At 69.8% G+C, this 20,678-nt stretch carries 23 protein-coding genes; 16 read left to right on the top strand and 7 right to left on the bottom strand.

Annotated elements, in window-relative coordinates; translation table 11 throughout:
- The 4 genes from AC0QTQ_RS12825 to AC0QTQ_RS12810 all read right to left on the bottom strand — a co-directional run bounded on the left by AC0QTQ_RS12825 (position 1) and on the right by AC0QTQ_RS12810 (position 4,943).
- Positions 1–855, bottom strand: coding sequence for an ABC transporter permease subunit (locus tag AC0QTQ_RS12825; RefSeq protein ID WP_394342952.1), 855 nt, complete (start codon positions 853–855; stop codon positions 1–3).
- Positions 856–914: 59 nt separating this feature from the next.
- Entirely contained in the window at positions 915–1,922 is a 1,008-nt protein-coding gene (locus AC0QTQ_RS12820; RefSeq protein ID WP_121533055.1) for an ABC transporter permease subunit, read from the bottom strand.
- Between the two features lie 69 nt (positions 1,923–1,991).
- Entirely contained in the window at positions 1,992–3,596 is a 1,605-nt protein-coding gene (locus AC0QTQ_RS12815; protein ID WP_480256891.1) for an ABC transporter substrate-binding protein, read from the bottom strand.
- Between the two features lie 171 nt (positions 3,597–3,767).
- Positions 3,768–4,943 (bottom strand): M24 family metallopeptidase, encoded by a 1,176-nt coding sequence (locus AC0QTQ_RS12810; RefSeq protein ID WP_480256890.1) that lies wholly within the window; start codon positions 4,941–4,943, stop codon positions 3,768–3,770.
- A gap of 255 nt (positions 4,944–5,198) precedes the next feature.
- On the opposite strand from AC0QTQ_RS12810, the gene AC0QTQ_RS12805 reads away from it, so the two are divergent.
- The 7 genes from AC0QTQ_RS12805 (at position 5,199) to AC0QTQ_RS12775 (ending at position 10,937) form a co-directional block, all read left to right on the top strand.
- On the top strand, positions 5,199–6,347 hold the full coding sequence (locus AC0QTQ_RS12805) for a CaiB/BaiF CoA transferase family protein (protein WP_480259233.1): 1,149 nt from the start codon (positions 5,199–5,201) through the stop codon (positions 6,345–6,347).
- Positions 6,348–6,407: 60 nt separating this feature from the next.
- Positions 6,408–7,535, top strand: coding sequence for an aminodeoxychorismate synthase component I (locus tag AC0QTQ_RS12800; protein WP_480256889.1), 1,128 nt, complete (start codon positions 6,408–6,410; stop codon positions 7,533–7,535).
- The gene (locus AC0QTQ_RS12795) at positions 7,496–8,128 is read left to right on the top strand and encodes an aminotransferase class IV (RefSeq protein WP_480256888.1); all 633 of its coding nucleotides are present in this window, start codon (positions 7,496–7,498) and stop codon (positions 8,126–8,128) included. Before AC0QTQ_RS12800 ends, AC0QTQ_RS12795 begins: the two co-directional genes overlap by 40 nt.
- Positions 8,129–8,196: 68 nt before the next feature.
- A complete protein-coding gene (locus AC0QTQ_RS12790; protein ID WP_121533063.1) occupies positions 8,197–9,243 on the top strand; it encodes an aldo/keto reductase in 1,047 nt (348 codons plus the stop codon).
- Positions 9,221–9,568 carry a hypothetical protein gene (locus tag AC0QTQ_RS12785; RefSeq protein ID WP_480256886.1) on the top strand — a complete coding sequence of 116 codons (348 nt, stop codon included), beginning with the start codon at positions 9,221–9,223 and terminating at the stop codon, positions 9,566–9,568. Before AC0QTQ_RS12790 ends, AC0QTQ_RS12785 begins: the two co-directional genes overlap by 23 nt.
- Positions 9,556–10,056: a lipocalin/fatty acid-binding family protein gene (locus AC0QTQ_RS12780; protein ID WP_121533067.1), complete on the top strand. Its 501-nt coding sequence runs from the start codon at positions 9,556–9,558 to the stop codon at positions 10,054–10,056. Before AC0QTQ_RS12785 ends, AC0QTQ_RS12780 begins: the two co-directional genes overlap by 13 nt.
- A complete protein-coding gene (locus AC0QTQ_RS12775) occupies positions 10,056–10,937 on the top strand; it encodes an EamA family transporter (protein WP_480256885.1) in 882 nt (293 codons plus the stop codon). The genes AC0QTQ_RS12780 and AC0QTQ_RS12775 overlap by 1 nt, the downstream gene beginning before the upstream one ends.
- Here the strand turns inward: AC0QTQ_RS12775 and AC0QTQ_RS12770 are convergent.
- Together AC0QTQ_RS12770 and AC0QTQ_RS12765 are read right to left on the bottom strand one after the other, a co-directional pair.
- Positions 10,934–11,644 (bottom strand): NUDIX hydrolase, encoded by a 711-nt coding sequence (locus AC0QTQ_RS12770; RefSeq protein ID WP_480256884.1) that lies wholly within the window; start codon positions 11,642–11,644, stop codon positions 10,934–10,936. The two genes, AC0QTQ_RS12775 and AC0QTQ_RS12770, sit on opposite strands and share 4 nt — an antisense overlap.
- A complete protein-coding gene (locus AC0QTQ_RS12765; protein ID WP_121533073.1) occupies positions 11,637–12,035 on the bottom strand; it encodes a DUF983 domain-containing protein in 399 nt (132 codons plus the stop codon). The genes AC0QTQ_RS12770 and AC0QTQ_RS12765 overlap by 8 nt, the downstream gene beginning before the upstream one ends.
- Positions 12,036–12,225: 190 nt before the next feature.
- Between AC0QTQ_RS12765 and AC0QTQ_RS12760 the strand changes: the two genes are divergently transcribed.
- The 4 genes from AC0QTQ_RS12760 (at position 12,226) to AC0QTQ_RS12745 (ending at position 14,627) form a co-directional block, all read left to right on the top strand.
- The gene (locus AC0QTQ_RS12760; RefSeq protein WP_480256883.1) at positions 12,226–13,014 is read left to right on the top strand and encodes an EF-hand domain-containing protein; all 789 of its coding nucleotides are present in this window, start codon (positions 12,226–12,228) and stop codon (positions 13,012–13,014) included.
- Between the two features lie 92 nt (positions 13,015–13,106).
- A complete protein-coding gene (locus AC0QTQ_RS12755) occupies positions 13,107–13,691 on the top strand; it encodes an RNA polymerase sigma factor (protein WP_480256882.1) in 585 nt (194 codons plus the stop codon).
- Complete coding sequence (locus tag AC0QTQ_RS12750; RefSeq protein ID WP_480256881.1) at positions 13,684–14,067, top strand: dihydroorotate dehydrogenase; 384 nt, start codon at positions 13,684–13,686, stop codon at positions 14,065–14,067. Before AC0QTQ_RS12755 ends, AC0QTQ_RS12750 begins: the two co-directional genes overlap by 8 nt.
- A gap of 17 nt (positions 14,068–14,084) precedes the next feature.
- Positions 14,085–14,627, top strand: a complete 543-nt coding sequence (locus AC0QTQ_RS12745) for a periplasmic heavy metal sensor (RefSeq protein WP_480256880.1) — start codon at positions 14,085–14,087, stop codon at positions 14,625–14,627.
- 5 nt (positions 14,628–14,632) lie between these two features.
- On the opposite strand, the gene AC0QTQ_RS12740 is transcribed toward AC0QTQ_RS12745, so the two are convergent.
- Positions 14,633–16,045, bottom strand: a complete 1,413-nt coding sequence (locus tag AC0QTQ_RS12740) for a diguanylate cyclase (RefSeq protein WP_480256879.1) — start codon at positions 16,043–16,045, stop codon at positions 14,633–14,635.
- Between the two features lie 93 nt (positions 16,046–16,138).
- On the opposite strand from AC0QTQ_RS12740, the gene AC0QTQ_RS12735 reads away from it, so the two are divergent.
- From AC0QTQ_RS12735 to AC0QTQ_RS12715, 5 genes are all read left to right on the top strand, one after another.
- Positions 16,139–16,417, top strand: a complete 279-nt coding sequence (locus AC0QTQ_RS12735) for a DUF3572 domain-containing protein (RefSeq protein WP_121533085.1) — start codon at positions 16,139–16,141, stop codon at positions 16,415–16,417.
- Between the two features lie 7 nt (positions 16,418–16,424).
- Positions 16,425–17,126: an HAD family hydrolase gene (locus AC0QTQ_RS12730; RefSeq protein ID WP_480256878.1), complete on the top strand. Its 702-nt coding sequence runs from the start codon at positions 16,425–16,427 to the stop codon at positions 17,124–17,126.
- An 83-nt stretch (positions 17,127–17,209) separates the two neighbouring features.
- Positions 17,210–18,934: a DUF4153 domain-containing protein gene (locus AC0QTQ_RS12725; RefSeq protein ID WP_480256877.1), complete on the top strand. Its 1,725-nt coding sequence runs from the start codon at positions 17,210–17,212 to the stop codon at positions 18,932–18,934.
- A 63-nt stretch (positions 18,935–18,997) separates the two neighbouring features.
- Entirely contained in the window at positions 18,998–19,594 is a 597-nt protein-coding gene (locus AC0QTQ_RS12720; protein ID WP_480256876.1) for a heme NO-binding domain-containing protein, read from the top strand.
- Entirely contained in the window at positions 19,591–20,625 is a 1,035-nt protein-coding gene (locus tag AC0QTQ_RS12715) for a GGDEF domain-containing protein (RefSeq protein WP_245965247.1), read from the top strand. The genes AC0QTQ_RS12720 and AC0QTQ_RS12715 overlap by 4 nt, the downstream gene beginning before the upstream one ends.
- The last annotated feature ends 53 nt before the right edge of the window (positions 20,626–20,678 follow it).

The following is a 20,678-nucleotide window of genomic DNA, read 5'->3' as shown; positions in this document are numbered from 1 at the left end:
TCAGCTCTTCTTCAGTTTCGGGTCGAGCGCGTCGCGCAGGCCGTCGCCCATCAGGTTGATCGCCAGCACCGAGATCAGGATGGCAAGACCGGGGAAGGTGACGACCCACCAGGCGCGCAGGATGAACTCGCGCGCCTCGGCGAGCATCGTGCCCCATTCCGAGGCGGGCGGCTGTGCCCCCATGCCGAGGAAGCCAAGCGCGGCCGCATCCAGCACCGCCGAGGAGAAGCTCAGCGTTGCCTGCACGATCAGCGGCGCAAGGCAGTTCGGCAGGATGGTCTTGAACATCAGCCGCATGTTGCCGGCGCCGGCAACGCGCGCGGCGGTGACATATTCGCGTTCCTTCTCGCCCATCACCGCGGCGCGGGTCAGGCGGGCGAAATGCGGCTGGTAGACGATCGCGATGGCGATCATCGCATTCAGCAGCCCCGGCCCGAGGATCGCGACCAGCACCAGCGCCAGCAGCAGCGAGGGGAAGGCGAGGATCACGTCCATCACCCGCATGATGACGGTATCGACCCAGCCGCCGTAGAAGCCAGCGACCATGCCGATCACGATGCCGCCGACGAGGGCGATCGAGACCACGACGATGCCGATGAAGAGCGAATATTGCGCGCCATAGATCAGCCGCGAGAGCATGTCGCGGCCGACCGCATCGGTGCCCAGCAGGAAGTCGGCGCGGCCGCCCTCCTGCCAGACCGGCGGCACCAGCAGCGCATCGCGGTATTGCTGGGTCGGGTCATGCGGTGCGATCACCGCGGCAAGGACCGCGGCCAGGACGAGCAGCACGAAGACGATCATCCCCGCGACCGCGCCCTTGTTCTGTTTGAAGTGGAACCAGAAATCCGCAAGCATCCGGCGCCGGATTGCGGCGTCGCTCAGCTTCACGGCCGGGGTGTTGGTGACGGTCTCGGTCATTTGTGGCGGATCCTCGGGTTGATCAGGCCATAGGTCAGGTCGACGAGCAGGTTCACCAGCATCACGATGGCGGCGATCATCAGCAGGCCCGACTGCACCACCGGATAGTCGCGGCGCGAGATCGAATCGATCATCCACTTGCCGATCCCCGGCCAGGAGAAGATCGTCTCGGTCAGGATCGCGCCGGCAAGCAGCACGCCCACCTGCAGCCCGATCGTGGTGATCACCGGGATCATCGCGTTGCGCAGCGCATGCACCATCACGACGCGCGAATAGGGCATGCCCTTCGCCTTCGCGGTGCGCACGTAATCCTCGCCCATCACCTCGAGCATCGCCGAGCGGGTCTGCCGCGCGATCACCGCAAGCGGGATCGTGGCGAGCACCACAGAAGGCAGGATCAGGTGGCTGAGCGCGGAGACGAACGCGCCCTTCTGCCCCGACAGCAGGCTGTCGATCAGCATGAAGCCGGTGACCTGCGGGAAGAAGAACATCAGCGAGATCCGCCCCGACACCGGCGTCCATTGCAAGATGCCCGAGAACAGGATGATGAGCAGCAGACCCCACCAGAAGATCGGCATCGAGAAGCCGACGAGCGCGGCCGTCATCGACACCTGGTCGAACCACGAACCGCGCTTGATCGCGGCCAGGACGCCCACCGGCACGCCGACGAGGGTCGCGATGATGATCGCCACGATGCCGAGCTCGACAGTGGCGGGGAAGAGGGTCAGGAACTCGCCCAGAACCGGCTTCTTCGTCACCAGAGAATTGCCGAGGTCGCCATGCAGAAGCCGCGTCAGGAAGTCGAAATATTGCGCCCAGACGGGTTTGTCGAAGCCGAGCTGGTGGGCAAGTTCGGCGTGGCGTTCGGGCGTCAGCCCGCGCTCGCCGGCCATCAGCAGCACCGGGTCACCGGGCAGCACCCGGACGAAACCGAAAGCGACGATCGTGATCCCGAGGAAGGTCGGGACCAGATAGAGCAGCTTGGTGAGAAGGAAGCGTATCATGCGTTATATCCTCGACGGGCGCGCAAGGGGTTTTGCCCCTGCGCGCCCGCCTGTGATGTCAGCCGAGGATCACTCGGTGATGTCGACGTTTTCGAAGGTGAAGTCGCCCAGCGGGCTCATCGTGAAGCCGGTCACGTTCTTGCGCATCGGCACGAACTGGGTCGAGTGCGCGAGCGTGTCCCACGGCGCCTGCTCCTTGAAGATGACCTGCGCCTGCTCGTAGAGCTTGGTGCGCTCGGCCACGTCCGAGGTCTTCTTGGCCTGGGTCAGCAGGTCCGAGAACTCCTGGTTGCACCAGAAGGCGCGGTTCGCACCGCCGGCCTTGGCGCCGGCGCAGGACAGCAGCACCGACAGGAAGTTGTCCGGGTCGCCGTTGTCGCCGGTCCAGCCGAGGATGACGGCGCCGTCGCGGCCCTCTTCCATCGACTTCTTCAGGTATTCGCCCCATTCGTAGGAGACGATCTCGGCCTTGACGCCGACCTTGGCGAGGTCGGACTGCATCAGCTCGGCGGTGCGGCGCGCGTTCGGCATGTAGGGACGCTGCACCGGCATCGCCCAGATCTTCATCGACAGATCCTTGACGCCGGCATCGGCGAGCATCTTCTTCGCCGCTTCCGGATCGTAGGCGTCGTCCTGCACGGCGTCGTTGTACGACCACATGGTCGGCGGGATCGGGTTCTTCGCGACCTGGCCGGCGCCCTGGAACACGGCGTCGATGATCGCCTGCTTGTTGATCGCCATGTTCAGCGCTTTGCGCACCTCGACCTTGTCGAAGGGGGCAACAGTGGTGTTGTAGGCGAGATAGGCGACGTTCAGGCCCGGCAGCTCGTCAAGCTTGAGGTTCGGGTCGGCCTTGATCGTGGCGAGGTCGGCCGGCGCCGGGAACGGCATCAGCTGGCATTCGTTCGCCTTCAGCTTCTGCAGGCGCACCGAGGCGTCGGGCGTGATCGCGAAGACGAGGTCGTCGATCTTCGGCGCCTCGCCCCAGTAGTCGGGGTTCTTCTGGAAGCGGATCACCGCGTCCTTCTGATAGGTGACGAACTTGAACGGGCCGGTGCCGATCGGCTTGTTGTTGAAGTCTTCCTTGGTGCCGGCCTTGGCCAGCGTGTCGGCGTATTCCTGCGACACGATGCGCATGAAGGGCATCGCGAGGTTGGCGATGAAGGGCGCCTCGGGGTGGTTCAGGGTGACCTTGACGGTCAGGTCATCGACCTTCTCGACCGATTTCACCAGATCGGGCATCTCCATCGAGGTGTAATACTCGTAGGTGATGCCGGGGATGTATTCGTGCCACGGGTTCGTCGCATCGCCCTGACGGACGAAGGAGAAGACCACGTCATCGGCGGTCAGCTCGCGGGTGGGCGTGAAGACGTCGTTCGACTGCCATTTCACGCCCTTGCGCAGGTGGAAGGTGTAGACGGTGCCGTCTTCCGAAACGTCCCAGCTCTCGGCGAGCGCGGGCACGACCTCGGTGGTGCCGGACTTGAACTCGACCAGGCCGTTGTAGACCGGGTGCGCCGAGGCGTCGAAGGTGGTGCCGGCGGTGTAGGGCGCCGGGTCGAAGCCCTCGGGCGAGGCTTCCGAGCAGTAGACGAAGGTCTTCGCCAGCGCCGGGGCCGCCGACATCAGCGCAAGCGCCGAGGCGGCCAGAAGGCTGCGGGAGAGGAGTTTCATGGGTGCTTCCTTTCACTCACTGTTGTTAGTGATTCGACATGCCGTTGTGATCCGGTAGTTTTTTCAAGGCGTTGCGGGTATTCTGCCGATGTTGCAAATTTGACCGCTCGTTCGAAAATCACAATATCGCGTTGCCGGTGCAATGGGCAACCCGACGTCAGTAAAGCCGATTCAGAACGGCGCGTCGAGGGTCATGGCCGGCGGGCAGAACCAGTGCGGGCCATCCTCGCCCATGTGCACGATATCCTCGAGCCGCACGCCGCATTCTCCATAGACGCACAGCATCGGCTCGATCGAGAACACCATGCCGGGGGCGAGGGGCGTCACATTGCCGCGCACGATGAACGGGTCCTCGTGGATGTCGAGGCCAAGCCCGTGGCCGGTGCGGTGCGGCAGGCCGGGCACGGTGTAGTCGGGGCCATAGCCATCCGCGGCAAGCGAGGCGCGGGCGGCGGCATCGACCGCCTCGCAGGGCGTGCCGAGCCGTGCCGCCGCGAAGGCCGCGGCATGGGCGCGCCGCTCGGCGTTCCAGATCGCGCGCTGGCGCTCGGTGGGCGTGCCGAAGACATAGGTGCGGGTGATGTCCGAGCGATAGCCGTCGTTCAGGATGCCGCCGAGGTCGACCAGAACCATGTCGCCCTCCTTCAGCACCTGCGGATAGGGCACGCCATGCGGATAGGCCGTCGCCTCGCCGAACTGCACCGCGACGAAGAGCGGCGCGAGCCCCATCCGGCGGTGCGCCTCGTCGATGAAATCGCACAGCTCGGTGGTGGTGAGCCCGGGGCGCAGCAGGTCGTGCACGGTCTTCTGCAACCTCCAGCTCGCGTCCATCGCGGTCTGGATGATGGCGATCTCGGCCGCCGATTTCACCTGCCGCTGTGCCGCGATCATCGCCTCGGCCGGCACCACCGCCCCCGCCATCGCCGCGCTCAGCCGGCCGGCAAAGCGGAAGGGCGTCGCCGGATCAAGCGCCAGCCCCGCGCCGGGGGCGGCGAGCTGACCCAGACGGGCGCCGATCATCGCGCAGGGGTCTTCGTGTTCCTCCCAGGGTAGGATCTCGCCGCCGATGCGCAGCATCGTCTCGAGCTTCGGCACCTCGAACTGCGGGCTGACATAGATCGGCGCGCCCGTGGACGGGATCAGCGCGCCATGCACGCGTTCCGACAGCCCGATCGACAGACCGGTGTAATAGCGCAGCGAGGACGAGGCATCGAGCCAGGCGGCCTTCACCCCCTCGGCGCGCAGCCGCGCCTGCAGCCCCGACAGCCGCGCCGTCAGCTCCGCGTCGCCGATCGCCGGCGCGCTGACCTTCTCGAACCCTTCGAGAGCCTTGTCGAAATCATCCATCATCCACGTCCTTCTTCCGGCCGCGGCAGGTGTCCTGACCCGCCCGCGGCTTGCGCGCGCGAGGATGGGCCTTGGCCGGGCGATGGTCCAGCCCTGACGCGATCAGGGGGCAAGGCGGGGCGTTGCCGCGGCGATCCATGCGTTTTACACATGATGTGCCGCGGAAAGAACGGTCGAACCCCGGGCCCGGCGGCGCTAGGTAGGGGACGGGGTGCCGCGACGGCATCGCGACGGAGACGGGAGAGCGGAATGGAGATGCGGGCAGAGGCGCCGCTGCGGGGCCTCAAGGTGGTGGAGCTGGCGCGGATCCTGGCGGGGCCGTGGATCGGGCAGGTGCTGTCGGACCTCGGCGCCGAGGTGATCAAGGTCGAGGCGCCCGAGGGCGACGACACCCGCCGCTGGGGCCCGCCCTTCGTCGAACGCCCGCGCCCCGATGGCACGACCGAGACGGTGGCGGCCTATTACCACGCGGCGAACCGCGGCAAGCGCTCGGTCACCTGCGATTTCTCGAACCCGGAAGATCTGAAGAAGGTCAAGGGCTTGATCGCCGAAGCTGATGTTCTTCTCGAAAACTTCAAGGTCGGCGGTCTGGCGAAATTCGGTCTCGATTACGCCAGCTGCGCGGCGCTGAACCCGCGCCTCGTCTATGCCTCGGTCACCGGCTTCGGCCAGACCGGGCCGCGGGCGAAACAGCCGGGCTATGACTTCCTCGTGCAGGGCATGTGCGGGATCATGGACCTGACCGGCGCGAAGGGCGGCGAGCCGCAGAAGGTGGGCGTCGCCTGGATCGACATCTTCACCGGGCTTTATGGCGTGATCGGCGTGCAGGCGGCGCTGGCCGAGCGGGAGCGCTCGGGTCAGGGCCAGCATGTCGATCTGTCGTTGCTCGATGTCGGCGTCGGCGTGCTGGCGAACCAGGCGATGAATTACCTGCTCGGCGGGGTGGTGCCGCATCGGCTGGGCAATGCCCACCCCTCGATCGTGCCGTACTCGGTCTTCCCTTCGGAAGACGGGCATTTCATCATCGCCTGCGGCAATGACCGGCAATTCCGCGCGCTGTGCGGCATTCTGGGGATGAGCGAATGCGACGATCCCGATTTCGCCACCAACCCGGCCCGGGTGATGCACCGCGACGAGATCTGCGCCCGGATCGCCGCGCGCACCGCGCTGCGCCCGAAGGCCGAGCTGATCGCGGCGATGGAGGCGGCGGGCGTGCCCGGCGGGCCGATCAACGACGTCTCCGAGGCGCTGGCCGAGCCGCAGGTGACGGCGCGGGCCATGCAGATCGCGCCCGAGGGTATCGCCGGTCTGCGCACGCCGATCGTCTTCTCGCGCTCGCCGCTGGCGCTCGATCACGCGAGCCCGGCGCTTGGTGACGGAGAATGGCACTTTTCCGTCGGTTGAGGCGTTGCACTTGCGCGCCGGCCCCCGCATATCTCGCGCGACCAAGCGCGTGAGGGGCCGGTGGCCGGGGAACTGAGTTTCGAATTCGATCGGGGGCCGGGCGGGGCTGGCGCGCGCTTTGCCGCGCCGCGCCGGGTGATCCGGGCCGAGGCCCCCGAAGACCTTGCCGCGGCCTTCGAGGCGATCGAGCGGGCGCGGGCGGACGGGCTGTGGCTGGCGGGGGTGTTCAGCTATGAGCTGGGCTATTGCCTGACCGGGCGGCTCGCCCCGCTGCTGCCCGCAGAGCGCCCCCTGCCGCTGCTGCTCGTCGGCGCCTATGACGCGCCCGGGCGCCCGCGTCCGGCGGTCGAGCCCGCGGCCGAGGTGCCGGCCTTCGTCCCGGCGATCACACCCGCGGCCTATGCGGCGGCCTTCGACCGGGTGCAGGACTATATCTCGGCGGGCGACGTCTATCAGATCAACCTGACCTTCCCGCTGCACGCGCCCTGCGCCACCGATCCGCGCGCGCTCTATGCCCGGCTGAAGGCCACCCAGCCGGTGGGGCACGGCTGTCTGGTCGAGGCTGACGATTTCGCGCTGCTGTCGCGCTCGCCCGAGCTCTTCTTCGCCGTCGATGCGCGGGGCCGGGCCGAGGTGCGGCCGATGAAGGGCACGGTGGCGCGCGGGCCGACGCCCGAGGCAGACCGTGCCGCGGCGGAGTGGCTGCGCGGCTCGGAGAAGAACCGGGCCGAGAACCTGATGATCGTCGATCTTCTGCGCAACGACCTGAGCCGGATCGCGCATCCGGGCACGGTGAAGGTGCCGCGGCTGTTCGAGATCGAAAGCTATGCGACGGTGCATCAGATGACCTCGACCGTCACCGCGGATCTTGTTGAAAATCTCGACTTTGCAAGGATTTGCGCGGCACTCTTTCCATGCGGGTCGGTGACCGGTGCGCCGAAGATCCGGGCAATGGAGATCATCCGCGAGCTCGAGACCGGCCCGCGCGGCGCCTATTGCGGGGCGATCGGCTGGATCGCGCCCTCGGGGGCGATGGAATTCAACGTGGCGATCCGCACCGTGATGGTGCGGGATGGGCAGGCGGTGCTGAATGTCGGCGGCGGCGTGGTGCATGACAGCCGCGGCCCCGAGGAATGGGAGGAAGCGCTGTGCAAGGCGGCCTTCGTGAACGCGCCCCTGCCGGGCTGAGGCTGATCGAGACGCTCCGCTGGGAGCCCGCGACCGGCGCGGCGCGGCGCGCGCGCCATCTCGCGCGGCTCGATGCCGGCTGTGCGGCGCTTGGCATTTCGCGGCTGCCGGGCGAGGCCGAGGCGCTGCTCGATGCCGTGACCGGGCCGACGGCCCTGCGGCTGCGGCTGACGGTGGGGCTCGATGGTCGGGCGGAGCTGGTGCAGGCGCCCCTGCCAGCTGCAAAACCGCTCTGGCGCGTGGCGATTGCGCCGGCGCGAGTCGACAGCGCCTCGCCCTGGCTGCGGCTGAAAACGACCGAGCGGGCGCTTTATGACACGGCGCGCGCCGCGCTGCCCGAGGGCGTGGACGAGCTGATCTTCCTCAACGAGCGCGGCGAGCTGGCCGAGGGCACGATCTCCAATCTCTTCGTCGCGCGCGGCGATGGGCTGCTGACCCCGCCCTTGGCCGCGGGCTGTCTGCCTGGCGTGCTGCGCGCCGAGCTGCTGGACGAGGGCCGTGCGCGCGAGGCGACGCTGCATCCCGACGACCTGAGCGAGGGGCTGTTCCTCGGCAATGCGCTGCGCGGACTGATCCCGGCCACGCTTGCGTGAGGCCCTTTCCTCTGCAGGCGCAGTGTGGCACGGTCGCGCCCGCGAACGAGGGCAAGCAGGAGAACAAGATGCGCAAGCTGGAACTGGGCCGCACCGGGGTGATGGTGTCGGAAATCTGCCTCGGCTCGATGACCTGGGGCACGCAGAACACCGAGGCCGAGGGCCACGCCCAGATCGACCGCGCGCTCGACCGCGGCGTCACCTTCATCGACACCGCCGAGATGTATCCGGTCAACCCGGTCAGCGCCGAGACCGTCGGCCGCACCGAGGAAATCATCGGCAGCTGGTTCGCGAAGACCGGCCGGCGTGACGAGGTCGTGCTGGCAAGCAAGGTCTCGGGCATCGGGCTGAAGGCGGTGCGCGACGGCGACCCGATCACCCCCGCCTCGATCCGCACCGCGATCGAGGGCAGCCTGCGCCGCCTGCACACCGATTACATCGACGTCTACCAGTTCCACTGGCCGAACCGCGGCAGCTATCACTTCCGCCAGAACTGGGGCTTCAACGCCGCGAAACAGCCCTCGAAGGCGGTGATCGAGGCCGACATGATCGCCTGTCTCGAGACGCTTCAGGCGCTGGTGGCGGAAGGCAAGATCCGCCATTTCGGCCTGTCGAACGAAAGCGCCTGGGGCACCACCGAATGGCTGCGGCTGGCGGGCGAGGGCCACGGGCCGCGCGTCGCCACGATCCAGAACGAATATTCGCTGATGTGCCGGCTTTATGATCTCGACATGGCCGAGGTCGGCGTGCACGAGGCGGTGACGCTGCTCGCCTATTCGCCGCTCGCGGTGGGGATGCTGAGCGGCAAGTATTCGGGCGGCGCCGTGCCGGAGGGCTCGCGCCGGTCGATCGTGCGCGAGCTGGGCGGGCGCTCGAACGCGCGCGCCTTCGACATTGCCGATCTCTACGTCGACATCGCGCGCAAGGCGGGGCTCGACCCGGTGACGATGGCGATCGCCTGGGTGATGGGCCGGCCCTTCCCGGTGGTGCCGATCATCGGCGCGACCTCGGTCGAGCAGCTCGACAAATCGCTTGATGCGGCGGGGATGGTGCTGCCGGCCGAGGTGCTGGCGGCGATCGAAAGGGTGCATCATGCGCATCCGATGCCGTTCTGAGCTGGCGGCGCTGGCGCTGGTGCTGCTCGCCGCCTGCAAACCCGGGGGCGAGCGCGCCGCGGCGCCGCTGCCGCCGGTGGGCGAGGCGAAGGTCGCGCTGGAACGCGCGGCCTGCGTCAAGCGCGGCGGCGACTGGATCACCCGTGACGATGCGCAGCTCTGCGCGACCCGCACCCGCGACAACGGCAAGGCCTGCCGCACCGCTTCTGACTGCCTGGGGGCGTGCCTTGCACGCTCCCAGACCTGCGCGCCGGTGATCCCGCTCACCGGCTGCAACGAGATCATCACCTCCGTGGGAATGCGTGTGACCGAATGCGTCAACTGATCTGGGCCGCGATGCTGGCCCTTGCCGCCTGTGCGGCGAAACCTGCCCCCGAACCCGTGTCGCTGCGCGATCCGAAGGGCTGGATCTCTTCCGCCGTGATCTTCGATCCGGCGCGGTTCGGCGGCACCTGGCATGTCGCGCAAAGCGGCGTTCCCGGCTGCGCCGGGGCAAGGCAGGACTGGGCCTGGACCGGCACCGGCTATGCGCTGTCGGGCACCGACTGCTCGGGCACCAAGCCGCGCCGGCTCGAGGGGCGGCTTGCGATGACCGGGCCCGGCGCCCGCTTCACCCCGACCGAGGCCTTCGGCAAGGAGCCGGTCTGGGTGCTCTGGGTCGATCAGGATTACCGCATCGCGGTGCTGGGCACGCCGTCGGGTCACTTCGGCCAGGTGCTGGTGCGCGAGATGCCGGGCCGGGGCGATCTGATGACCGCGGCGCATGAGGTGCTTGACTTCAACAGCTACGACACCCGGCGGATCGGGCGCTGATGCTCTGGATCTGGGTGACGCTTGCCGCCGCGGCGGTGCAGACGGCGCGCTTCATGCTGCAAAAGCGGCTGGCGGGCGGCGGGCTGTCGACCGGCGGCGCGACCTTCTCGCGCTTTCTCTTCGGGGCGCCGATCGCGGTCACCGCGGCGGTGCTGACGCTTGCGCTGAGCGGGCCGGTGCCGCTGCCGGGCGGCCGCTTTGCCGCCTTCGTCGCGCTTGGTGGCGCGGCGCAGGTGGCGGGCACCTTCCTGACCGTGGCGCTGTTCCAGCTGCGCAACTTCGCCGTCGGCGTCGCCTTCACCAAGACCGAGACGGTGCAGGTCGCGCTGTTCTCGGCGCTGATCCTGGGCGAGGGGGTGAGCGGGCCCGGCTGGCTTGCCATCGCCATCGGTCTTGGCGGCGTGCTGCTGCTGTCGCGCGCGCCGAAGGGCGGGTTCTCGCCGCGTGCCACGGTCTATGGCATCCTGGCGGGCGGGCTCTTCGGCCTCAGCTCGATCTTCTACCGCGGCGCGACGCTCGAGCTGATGCCGGCGGCGGCCTTTGCCCGCGCCGTCGTCACGCTCGCCTGCGTCACCACGGTGCAGGCGCTTGGCATGGCGCTCTATCTGCGGCTGCGCGAACCCGGAGAGCTGGGCCGCGTGGTCGGCGCCTGGCACCGCACGATCTGGGTGGGGGTGACGGGCGTTGCGGGCTCGGCCGGCTGGTTCACCGCCTTCGCGCTGCAAAACGCCGCCTATGTGCGCGCCTTCGGCCAGGTCGAGATCGTCTTCACCCTGCTCGTCTCGGCGCTGGTCTTCCGCGAGCGGCTGAGCGCGCGCGAGGGCGCGGGGATCGCCCTCGTCATCGGCTCGCTGCTGCTTCTGGTGCTGACGGGCCGCTAGTCGAGGCGCGCAAAGACCGAACGCACCCCGCGGTTGTCGAAGAACGGCACCGCGAGCGGTGCCCGCCCGCCCGCGGTCTCGGTCAGATGCGCCTGCACCTCGGCCAGCACCACCTCGGTGATGAAGGGCAGGTTCAGCTGCCGCGCCTCGGCCATCGGCACCCAGTGCAGGTGGCTCAGCTCGTCGCAGGCGCGCGAGAAATCGTCGGGGTCCGAGGCGATCTGCGCCGCATCGACGAGGAAGAAGCGCGCGTCGAAGCGGCGTGGCCGGCCGGGCGGGGTGATCGCGCGGAAGACGAAGCTGAGCGCCGCGGCCGAGGGCAGGTGCCCGGTCTCGGCAAAGCCCTGCCAGTCGGCGGGCACGTCGCCGCTCCAGCGCCCCGGCGTGCCGAGGACGAGGCCGGTCTCTTCCCAAAGCTCGCGGATCGCGGCGACGGCGAGCGCCGGGCCGATGTCCGCGGGGGCATTCAGCGCCAGCCGGCGGGCCGAGGTCTCGGGCAGCGGCCGGGCCAGCGGGATGGAGGCATCGCCACGGTCGAGCGCGCCGCCCGGAAAGACGTATTTCGACGGCATGAAGGCCGCCCCCGCGCCGCGCATCCCCATCAGCACCGCGGGACCGCCCGGTGCGTCGCGGCGTACGACGAGCACGGTTGCCGCATCGCGCAGCGCGCTCTTGTCGATCGTCTGTTGCGGAGCCGCCTCAGTCATGGCGCAACTCTCCCTCTCCGAACCCGTGCATCCGCCGCGACCACTGGATCGCGACCATCATTCCCTTCATCCGCGGCAGGAGCGCGAGCGACAGTGCCACGCAGCCGGTGGCGAAGATCGCGATCATCACCAGCGGCTGCGGCCGGAAGGCGATGAAGGCCCACAGGATCGCGGGCGCCATCAGGTGCCCGACGATCAGGATCGTCAGATAGGCCGGCCCGTCATCGGCGCGCTGTGCGGTGAAATCCTCGCCGCAGGCGGGGCAGGCGGGGCGCACCGTCAGGTATCCCGACAGCAGCCGCCCCTCTCCGCAGGCCGGGCAGCGGCACATCAGCCCCCGCGCGATCGAACGGCCAAGCGGCCGGTCGTCTTCCTCGACAAAGGTCTCCATCGCGCGTCCTCCCCTCCGCGTTTTCTCCGTTATCGGCTGAAAGCGGCGTGCGGGGAAGCGCGAATGTCGGTGCCCCGTCGCGGCGCGCGTGGTCACGGATGCGCGAGCGGCGACGGAACTGCGGGGCTGTGGCGTTTGTCTGATATCGGCGGCCGGGACAGAGGGCCGCACGCGAACGCAGGAGAGAGCGATGAAACCGATGTTCAAGACGACGATCCTTGCCGGGCTTCTCGCCGGTGTGGCGCTTGGTGCCGCGGTGCCGGTCATGGCCCAGCAGTCGCCCGTGCCGCAGGCCCAGGTGCAGAACGGCACCGGCCCGGTCGGGCAGGGCCCGATGGGCCCGGGCAATGGCCCGATGATGGGCCAAGGCGGCCCAGGCCAGGGTCAGATGATGGGGCTGGGCGGGCAGATGGGCTATGGTCCGATCGGGCAGGGTGGCCCGATGATGGCCGATGACGCTCCGCTGGGCGGTGCTTGGCCGCGCATCGATCTGAAGCAGTTCGACGCGAATGGGGATGGCAAGATCAGCCTCGACGAGATCCAGTCGGGCCGCAAGGCCGAGGCCGCGGCGCTCGATGCGAACGGCGACGGCAAGCTCAGCGCCGACGAGCTGGTCGCGGGCGAGATGCGCCGGATCCAGACTGGTGTCGAGGCCCGGGTGAAGGCGCGGATCGCCGCGCTCGATACCGATGGCGACGGGATGCTCTCGGCCGCGGAACTGGCGATGCCGCCGGCGCCAAGCCGGATGTTCGAACGGCTCGACGCCAACAACGACGGGGTGCTCAGCGATGACGAGCTCGCGGCGGCGGGGCCGCGGATGCAGCCCGGCGCGATGCAGGGCCGGATCGGGCCGCGGGGCGACCGGATGGGCCGCGGCGGCTATGACTGCGACCCGCGCGGCGGCTATGGCGGCATGATGGGCGGGCAGAACGGCCCGCGCGACGGCAGCGGCCCGCGCTGGATGCCGCAGGGCAACTGAGTGGCACGAAACCCCGGCCCCGGGCTTGTCCCGGGGCCGGAGGCCTGACGGAAATTGCACAGGTCATGGTTTCACGCTAGGCGTGGGGAAGCATGAACATGGCACTCGACGCGCTGGATGATGTCTCGGACGAGACCTTGCTGGTCCTCTATGGCAACGGGGACCGGGCGGCTGCGCATGTGCTGACGTTGCGGATGGGGCCGCTTGCCTTCCGGGTCGCGCAGCGGATGCTGGGCGACCGGGCCGAGGCCGAGGATCTGGCACAGGAAGCCCTATTGCGGCTGTGGAAGATCGCCCCCGAGTGGCGGACGGGCGAGGCGAAGGTCACGACCTGGCTCTACCGGGTGGTGACCAACCTCGCCACCGACCGGCTGCGCCGGCGCCGGGGCATCGGCCTTGACGAGGCGCCGGAGGTGCCCGACGGGGCGGCCTCGGCGGTCGAGCAGATGATCGACGGGGATCGCGCCGCGGCGCTCGAGGCGGCGCTCGCGCAGCTGCCGGCGCGGCAGCGCCAGGCGGTGGTGCTGCGCCATCTCGAAGGATTGTCGAATCCCGAGATCGCGACAGCGATGGAAATCGGCGTGGAGGCCGTAGAAAGCTTGACGGCCCGTGGAAAGCGGGCGCTGGCGGCGATCCTGGCCGGCCGGCGAGAGGAACTGGGGTATGGCCATGATTGAGATGCGGAAGGACGACGACACGGCGCTGGATCTCTTCTTCGCCGAGGCGCGGCAGAGCGCGCCAGAGCCTTCGGCGGCGTTCCTGGGCCGGATTCTGACGGATGCCGAGGCGGTGCAGGCGGGCTTTCTCGCCGTGCCGGCGCAGCCCGCGGTGACGCGAGGGGCGCGCTTCGGGGTGCTGGGCACGGTGCTGGCGCTGTTCGGCGGCTGGGGCGGTCTTGGCGGCATGGCGACGGCGGCGGTGGCGGGCGTGTGGATCGGCTTTGCCGGGTCGGACACGCTGGCGCAGGTCGCGGGCTTCTCGGCGACGACCGAGACCGCGACGGCAAGCGCGCTGCTCGCCGATGGCGATATCCTCGCCCTGGCGGCGGAATGAGGGGCGAGGAGGGCGCGATGATGGAAACGAACACCCCCGCAGGCGGGCCGAAGCTGGCAATGAAGGGCTGGGTCAAGGCGGTCTTCGTCCTCTCGGTCACGCTGAACCTGCTGGTGGCCGGGGTTGTCGTCGGCGGCTTCCTGGGCACCGAGCGGCACCCGCCGCGGCCGCCCGCGGGCGACGTGACGCTCGGGCCCCTGGGCGACGCCTTCTCGCGCGAGGACCGCGACGCGATGCGCCGCGCGGCCGAGCGCTCGGGCACCGATTTCGGCTCCATGCGCACCGCCTTCCGCGCCGACATGGACCGGCTGATCGCGGCGCTGAGCGTCGATCCCTGGGACGAGACGGCGGTGCGCAATGAGCTTGCCGGGATGCGGGCGCGCACGTTGCGGCGGATGGAGCTGGGCGAGCAGGTGATGCTCGAACGGCTCGAGACGATGACGGCCGAGGACCGCAAGGCTTATGCCGCGCGGCTGCGCGACCGCACCGACCGGATGGACCGCCGCATCGGCAAGCCCGATGGCCGGCCGATGCCGCCGCCGCCGCCGCCCGAAAACTGAAGGGGTCAGGCCGCGGCGTCGCGGCGGAAGACGCGGACCTGATTGCGCCCGCCGGCCTTCGATCCGAGAAGGGCCCGGTCGGCGCGCGAGATCAGCGCCTCGACCGGGGCGCTGTCGGACAGCGGATCGCAGGGCGCCAGCCCGATCGAGGCGGTGATCCGCACCGCACGGCCCTGGGCCTCGGGCTCGGGGAGTGCGATCGGCGCCTCGGAGATGGCGTGACACAGCCGCTCGGCCGTGGCCTGCGCCGCCTCGGGGGCGGTGTCGGGCAGCGCCACCAGGAACTCCTCGCCCCCGATGCGGGCGAGCAGGTCGACTTGGCGCAGCTGGGCGCGCAGCCGCTGCGCCACCTCGACCAGAACCGCATCCCCCGCCGCATGCCCCCAGGTGTCGTTGACCGCCTTGAAGCGGTCTAGGTCGAGCGCCATCACCGCGAAGGGGCGACCCGTCGTCTGGGCGCGATCGGCCATCCGCGCCAGTTGCGACATCGCGTAGCGGCGGTTGTGCAGCCCGGTGAGCGGGTCGGTCATCGCCAGCCGCAGTCCGTCGGTCAGGTGATCGCGCAGCCGCTCGTGCCGGCGCTTGCGGGCGAGCGCACGGTCGATCCGCAGCGCCGCCTCCTGTGCCGCGAAGGGCGCGCCCATCACCTCGGGCACGAGGTCCGAGGCGCCGAGGTCGAGCGCCATCGCCGCGCTGTCGCGTGCCCCCTCGGGCAGGGCGATGCAGATCACCGCCTCGCGCGAGCGTCGGCGCGAGCGCAGCTCGGACATCAGCCGCAGGCCGTCGCCCGGCCGGCCGAGATCGGCCGAGATCACATAGGCGTCATAGCCCTGCGCGAGGGCCACGTCGCCAAGTGCATCCTCGCGCGCCACGACCTCCACCACCGCCCGGCCCAGATGCCGGGCGAGAAAGCGCTTCCAGCTTTGTGCCTCCTCGCGGGTGCTGCCGATCAGCGCGATCAGCGCGCGGGTCTCGAACAGCGCCGGTCCCTCGGCAAAGCCCAGATCGCGGAAGGTGCGCTCGCGCAGCTTCAGCTCCTGATCCGCCTCGCGCGTGCGCAGCAGGCCGCGCAGCCGCGCCAGCAGGATCTGTTCGTCGAAGGGCTTCACCAGGTGGTCGGCGGCGCCGGCCTGCAGCGCCGCAAGGCGGGTGCGCGGGTCGGGGAAGGCGGTGATCATCAGCACCGGGATCTCGGCCGTGGCCGGGTCCGCCTTCAGCCGCGCCAGCACCTCGAGCCCGGTCATGTCCGGCAGGTGCACGTCGAGCAGGATCAGATCGGGCGCATACTGGCCGACAAGGCGCAGCGCTTCGGCGCCCGAACCGGCCTGCATCGTCTCGTAGCGCGCTGCGGACAGCTTCACCTTGAGAACGATCCGGTTGGTCGCTACATCGTCCACGATCAGGATGCGTCCTGCCATGGCTCCGTGCGCTCCTTCAGCTGTGCTCGACTGTCTGCCTGATTTCGGACAAAAAGGTTAACAAAACCTTTTCAAGGATTGGATCGGTTCATCATGCAGCACGATGCAGCACAGGTCACGGGAATTCGCGCGCTCGGCTGGCTCGCCGCCCAGGACGAACTTTTCGATGCGTTTCTCGCATCTTCCGGGGCGGACGTGTCCCAGGTGCGCGCCGCGGCGGCCGATCCGGCCTTCCTCGGCGCGGTGCTTGACTTCCTGTCGCAGCGCGACGACTGGGTGATCGACTGCGCCGCGGCGCTGGACCTTGCGCCGCAGGACATCGGCCTCGCGCGGGCGGTGCTGGGCGGGCGCGGCGGGATGCACTGGACCTGAGGGAACGATGGGCACGATCACCGGAGTGCTGTTCGACAAGGACGGCACGCTTTTCGATTTCGACGCGACCTGGGGGGCCTGGGCGCAGGGCATGGCGGTCGAGCTGGCCGAGGGCGATCCGGCGCTGGCCGCGCGGCTGGCGACGGCGATCGGCTTCGATCTGCAGGCCGCGCGGTTCGAGCGCGCCTCGCCGGTGATCGCGGGCACCGTGGCCGAGGTCGCGGCGCTGATGCTGCCGCTGCTGCCGCGCCACGATCAGCAAAGCCTTGTCGCCATGCTCGACCTCGGTGCGCAGCGCGCACCGCAGGTGCCGGCGGCCGATCTGCCGGCCTGCCTTGGCGGGCTGAAGGCGCGGGGGCTTCGGCTGGGCGTCGCGACGAACGATGCCGAGGCCTCGGCGCGGGTGCATCTGCAAAAGGCCGGGGTCGGGGCGCTTTTCGACTATGTCGCGGGCTATGACAGCGGTCATGGCGCGAAGCCCGGGGCGGGGCCGCTTCTGGCCTTTTCGGCGGCCTTCGACCTTGCCCCCGCAACTGTCGCGATGGTGGGCGACAGCCTGCACGACATGGCGGCGGCGCGGGCGGCGGGGATGCGCGCGGTGGGCGTGCTGAGCGGGCCCGCGACGCGCGCGGATCTCGCCGGGGCGGCCGATGTCGTGCTCGGCACCATCGCCGAGCTGGCCGACTGGCTCGACGCCGGCGCGCCCTGAGGCCGCCCGGCCGCTCTGGCCTTCGGCGGCGCGCGCGGCTAGTCTCCGCCGGATGCCGCCGGTGCGGCGACAGGGAGGGCTTCATGGTCAGGCGCGTGCAATTCATCCTTCTCGGGACGCTGGCGGGGCTGGCCTTCTGGCTGCTCTCGGACCTGCCGCTCGAGCTGCGCCAGAGCCGCGGTTTCCTGGTCGTCGCCGTGCTTGCCTTCAGCTTCTTCGGCGGTGCGCTGGCGATGCTGAGCGAGCTGGGCCTGCGCCGCGCGCTGCTGTCGGCGGCCGTGATCGCGGCACCGCTCGCCGGGCTTTCGGCGCTGAAATCGCTGGGCTTCACCGATGTCGGGCAGATGCTCGACAGCAGCCACGTGCCGGTGGCGCTGGCGGTCGCGGGCCTCGTGCCGGTGCCTTTCGCGATCGCCATCGGTCTGGGCGGCCGGCGGGGCTGGTCGAACTACCGGGTGCTGTTCCTCGAAAGCTGGAACATCTTCGTGCGCTATGCGGGGGCCTGGCTTTTCGTCGCCGTGGTCTGGCTGGTGCTGTGGCTGCTGGCGGCGCTTCTGGATCTCGTCGGCATCGACGCGCTCTCGGTGCTTCTGGGCCGCGCGCCGGTGGTGTGGATCCTGTCGGGCGCGGTGCTGGGGCTGGCGCTCGCCGTGGTCACCGAGATGTCGGACATGGTCTCGCCCTATCTGCTGCTGCGGCTGCTGCGGCTGCTGTTGCCGCTGGTGCTGCTGGTCGAGATCGTCTTCGTCGCAGTGCTGCCGCTGCGCGGGCTCGCCCATCTCTTCGGGCAGTTCTCGGTCGTGGGCATCCTGATCTCGACCGCGCTCGCCTCGACCGCGCTCGTCACCATCGCCGTCGATCAGGACGACGAGGAGGCGGTGCATGGGCCGCTGCTCGCCTGGGCCGGGCGCGGGCTGGCGCTGCTGCTGCCGGTGCTCGCCGGGCTGGTGGTCTGGGGGCTGGTGCTGCGGGTGCGCGAATACGGCTGGACGCCCGTGCGCGTGACCGGGGCGGCGCTGGCCGCGGTGATCGCGGGCTATGCGCTGTGCTATGCGGGCGCGGTGCTGAGCGGGCGCGGCTGGATGCGCCGGATCCGGCGCGCGAACATCGGCATGGCACTTGCCACGCTGGCACTGGCGCTGCTGTGGCTGACGCCGCTGATCTCGCCCGAGGCGATCGCGGCGCGCGCGCAGCTCGGCCGTTTCGCCGAGGGCAAGATTGCCGTCGAGCAGCTGCCGCTGTGGGAGATGGCACATGACTGGGGCCTGCCCGGGCAGCGCGCGCTCGCAAGCTTGCGTACGCAGGCGGGGGAACCGGGGCAGGAGCTGCTTGCCGACTGGCTGGCGCAGCTCGACCGGGCCGAGAATCGCTGGGATTTCGAACGCTATGCGCGCCCCGATGTCGCCGGCCGCGCGGTCGCGCTGCGCGAGGCGATCACCGTGCTGCCCGCGGGCGAGACGATGCCGACGGCGCTGTTGAACGAGATCGCGCGGCTTGGCGCCGATGACTGGGCCGCGGGCTGTGCCGGGCGCACGCCCGAAGGCCATCCGGGCTGCGTTCTGGTGATCGACGATTTCGTGCCGGCCCAGCCCGGACGCGAGGCGCTGTTGCTGCGCCTCGATGGCGTTCTGGCGCTGCACGAGAGCGGCGCAAGCTGGAGCGTTGCGCGCCCGGTCTGGCTTGGCGGCGGAGTGCCGGCAAGCGGGGCGGCGATGATCGATTCGCTTTACGCTGCGGGCGGTGGTCCGGTCGCCACCGAACTGCGCGCGCTGCCGCTTGGCGGACAACAGCTGACGGTTCTGCCCTGACCTGCACCAGTTGGGATTTTGTTAAGGCCGTTGGGCTATGCTTCCTTCCGAACAGGAGGGATCATGTACGGTCTGATCAACAAAGCCCTGCAGGCGTTCCTGACGGAGAATTACGGGGCCGCGCTCTGGTCGCGGGTTGCGCATGCCCTCGGCCTCGGCCTCGGCCCCGAGGGGTTCGAGGCGATGCTGCGCTATGACGATCGTCTGACCGAGGAGCTGATCGACACCGCGGCCTGCGTGCTCGACAAGCCGCGCGCGGCGCTGCTCGAGGATGTCGGCGCCTTCCTCGCCACCATCGAGCCGCTGCGCCGGCTGCTGCGCTTCGGCGGTTCTGATTACTGGGAGTTCCTGTTCTCGCTCGACGAGCTGCAGGGGCGGGGGCTGATGACGCTGCCCGACCTCGAATTGCCCGAGCTGTCGCTGCGCTCGGAAAGCGGCGGGCGCTTCGTGATCGAGGTGCGCGGCCCGATCGCCGGCTGGGGCGCGGTGATGGCGGGGCTGCTGCGCGCGATGGCCGATGATTACGGTGCGCTGGTGCTGATCGAGGCGGCCGCGCCCTGCGAGGGGCTCGAACGGGTGCAGGTGATGCTGCTCGAGGCGGCCTATGCCAGCGGGCGGCGCTTCGATCTGGCGTTGCCACCGACGCGGGTGCCGGCATGAGCGGCGATCTCTCCCCCTGCATGTCGGTGCTGCAAGGCGGGCTGAGCCCTGCCGCGCTGGGCGAGCTGATGCCGATGTTCCTGTGGCTTGACCGGCACGGGGTGATCTGTGCGGCGGGGCCCACCTTGACGAAGATCCTCGGCCCCGGCCCGGTGGTCGGCACCGCCTTCGAGTCGCATTTCCACCTGCGCCGCGCCCGCGCCCGGCGGCACGAGCAGGACGAGACCCACCCGGGCGGGCGCAAGCTGATCCTGATGCTGCTCTCGCACCCCGAGATCGGCCTGCGCGGCACCGCGGTCGAGGTCGGTCCGGCAGGGGCGGAGGGGATGCTTCTGAACCTCACCTTCGGCATTCACCTGGCCGATGCGGTGCGCGAATTCGGCCTGACCGAGGGCGATTTCGCCACCTCCGATCTGGCGATCGAGCTTTTGTATCTGCGCGAGGCCAAGGCCGCTGTGATGGACGAGCTGCGGGCGCTGAACGGCCGGCTCGAGGAGGCGCGGCGCGCCGCCGAGCGGCAGGCGCTGACCGACCCGCTCACCGGGCTGGCGAACCGGCGTGCCTTTGACGGGGCGCTGCAGAAGGCGGTGCGGGCCCAGACCCAGGGCGGTGCGCCCTTCGCGCTCGTGCTGGTCGACCTTGACCATTTCAAGCAGGTCAACGACCGGATGGGCCATGCCGCGGGCGATCAGGTGCTGAACTGGGCCGCGGGGATCCTGACCGAGGAGGTGCGCCGCGGCGACGTGGTGGCGCGCACCGGCGGTGACGAATTCGTGCTGCTGCTGCGCGGCGCGATCGACCGCGCGGCGCTGCAGACGCTGGGCCGGCGGATGATCGCGCGGCTCGAGGAACCCTGTGTCGTCGACGGCACGCCCTGCCGGATCTCGGCCTCGATTGGCATCGCCTTCTCGCGCGATTACCCGGTGCCCGAGGCGGACCGGATGCTCGCCGATGCCGATGCGGCGCTTTACGATTCGAAGCGCGGCGGGCGGGGGCGCTGTTCGATCCATGCCGCGGGGGCGGCGGCCTGAGCCACAAGGCTGTCACATTCCGCTTCCCATTCCGGGCCGTGATCGGGTAGGGG

It is taken from the genome of Paenirhodobacter sp. YD-8 (genome assembly GCF_056590935.1).
The sequence above is the reverse complement of the archived record's forward strand: the minus strand, read 5'-3'. Positions and strand labels throughout refer to the sequence as shown.

Coding starts and splice junctions, on each gene's coding strand:
- AC0QTQ_RS12725 (WP_480256877.1), top strand. CDS start 17,210: ATGGTCAGGCGCGTGCAATTCATCCTTCTCGGGACGCTGGCGGGGCTG.
- AC0QTQ_RS12765 (WP_121533073.1), bottom strand. CDS start 12,035: ATGGAGACCTTTGTCGAGGAAGACGACCGGCCGCTTGGCCGTTCGATC.
- AC0QTQ_RS12715 (WP_245965247.1), top strand. CDS start 19,591: ATGAGCGGCGATCTCTCCCCCTGCATGTCGGTGCTGCAAGGCGGGCTG.
- AC0QTQ_RS12785 (WP_480256886.1), top strand. CDS start 9,221: ATGCGCATCCGATGCCGTTCTGAGCTGGCGGCGCTGGCGCTGGTGCTG.
- AC0QTQ_RS12780 (WP_121533067.1), top strand. CDS start 9,556: ATGCGTCAACTGATCTGGGCCGCGATGCTGGCCCTTGCCGCCTGTGCG.
- AC0QTQ_RS12810 (WP_480256890.1), bottom strand. CDS start 4,943: ATGGATGATTTCGACAAGGCTCTCGAAGGGTTCGAGAAGGTCAGCGCG.
- AC0QTQ_RS12760 (WP_480256883.1), top strand. CDS start 12,226: ATGAAACCGATGTTCAAGACGACGATCCTTGCCGGGCTTCTCGCCGGT.
- AC0QTQ_RS12750 (WP_480256881.1), top strand. CDS start 13,684: ATGATTGAGATGCGGAAGGACGACGACACGGCGCTGGATCTCTTCTTC.
- AC0QTQ_RS12720 (WP_480256876.1), top strand. CDS start 18,998: ATGTACGGTCTGATCAACAAAGCCCTGCAGGCGTTCCTGACGGAGAAT.
- AC0QTQ_RS12770 (WP_480256884.1), bottom strand. CDS start 11,644: ATGACTGAGGCGGCTCCGCAACAGACGATCGACAAGAGCGCGCTGCGC.
- AC0QTQ_RS12790 (WP_121533063.1), top strand. CDS start 8,197: ATGCGCAAGCTGGAACTGGGCCGCACCGGGGTGATGGTGTCGGAAATC.
- AC0QTQ_RS12775 (WP_480256885.1), top strand. CDS start 10,056: ATGCTCTGGATCTGGGTGACGCTTGCCGCCGCGGCGGTGCAGACGGCG.
- AC0QTQ_RS12820 (WP_121533055.1), bottom strand. CDS start 1,922: ATGATACGCTTCCTTCTCACCAAGCTGCTCTATCTGGTCCCGACCTTC.
- AC0QTQ_RS12805 (WP_480259233.1), top strand. CDS start 5,199: ATGCGGGCAGAGGCGCCGCTGCGGGGCCTCAAGGTGGTGGAGCTGGCG.
- AC0QTQ_RS12730 (WP_480256878.1), top strand. CDS start 16,425: ATGGGCACGATCACCGGAGTGCTGTTCGACAAGGACGGCACGCTTTTC.
- AC0QTQ_RS12745 (WP_480256880.1), top strand. CDS start 14,085: ATGATGGAAACGAACACCCCCGCAGGCGGGCCGAAGCTGGCAATGAAG.
- AC0QTQ_RS12735 (WP_121533085.1), top strand. CDS start 16,139: ATGCAGCACGATGCAGCACAGGTCACGGGAATTCGCGCGCTCGGCTGG.
- AC0QTQ_RS12740 (WP_480256879.1), bottom strand. CDS start 16,045: ATGGCAGGACGCATCCTGATCGTGGACGATGTAGCGACCAACCGGATC.
- AC0QTQ_RS12815 (WP_480256891.1), bottom strand. CDS start 3,596: ATGAAACTCCTCTCCCGCAGCCTTCTGGCCGCCTCGGCGCTTGCGCTG.
- AC0QTQ_RS12755 (WP_480256882.1), top strand. CDS start 13,107: ATGAACATGGCACTCGACGCGCTGGATGATGTCTCGGACGAGACCTTG.
- AC0QTQ_RS12825 (WP_394342952.1), bottom strand. CDS start 855: ATGCTTGCGGATTTCTGGTTCCACTTCAAACAGAACAAGGGCGCGGTC.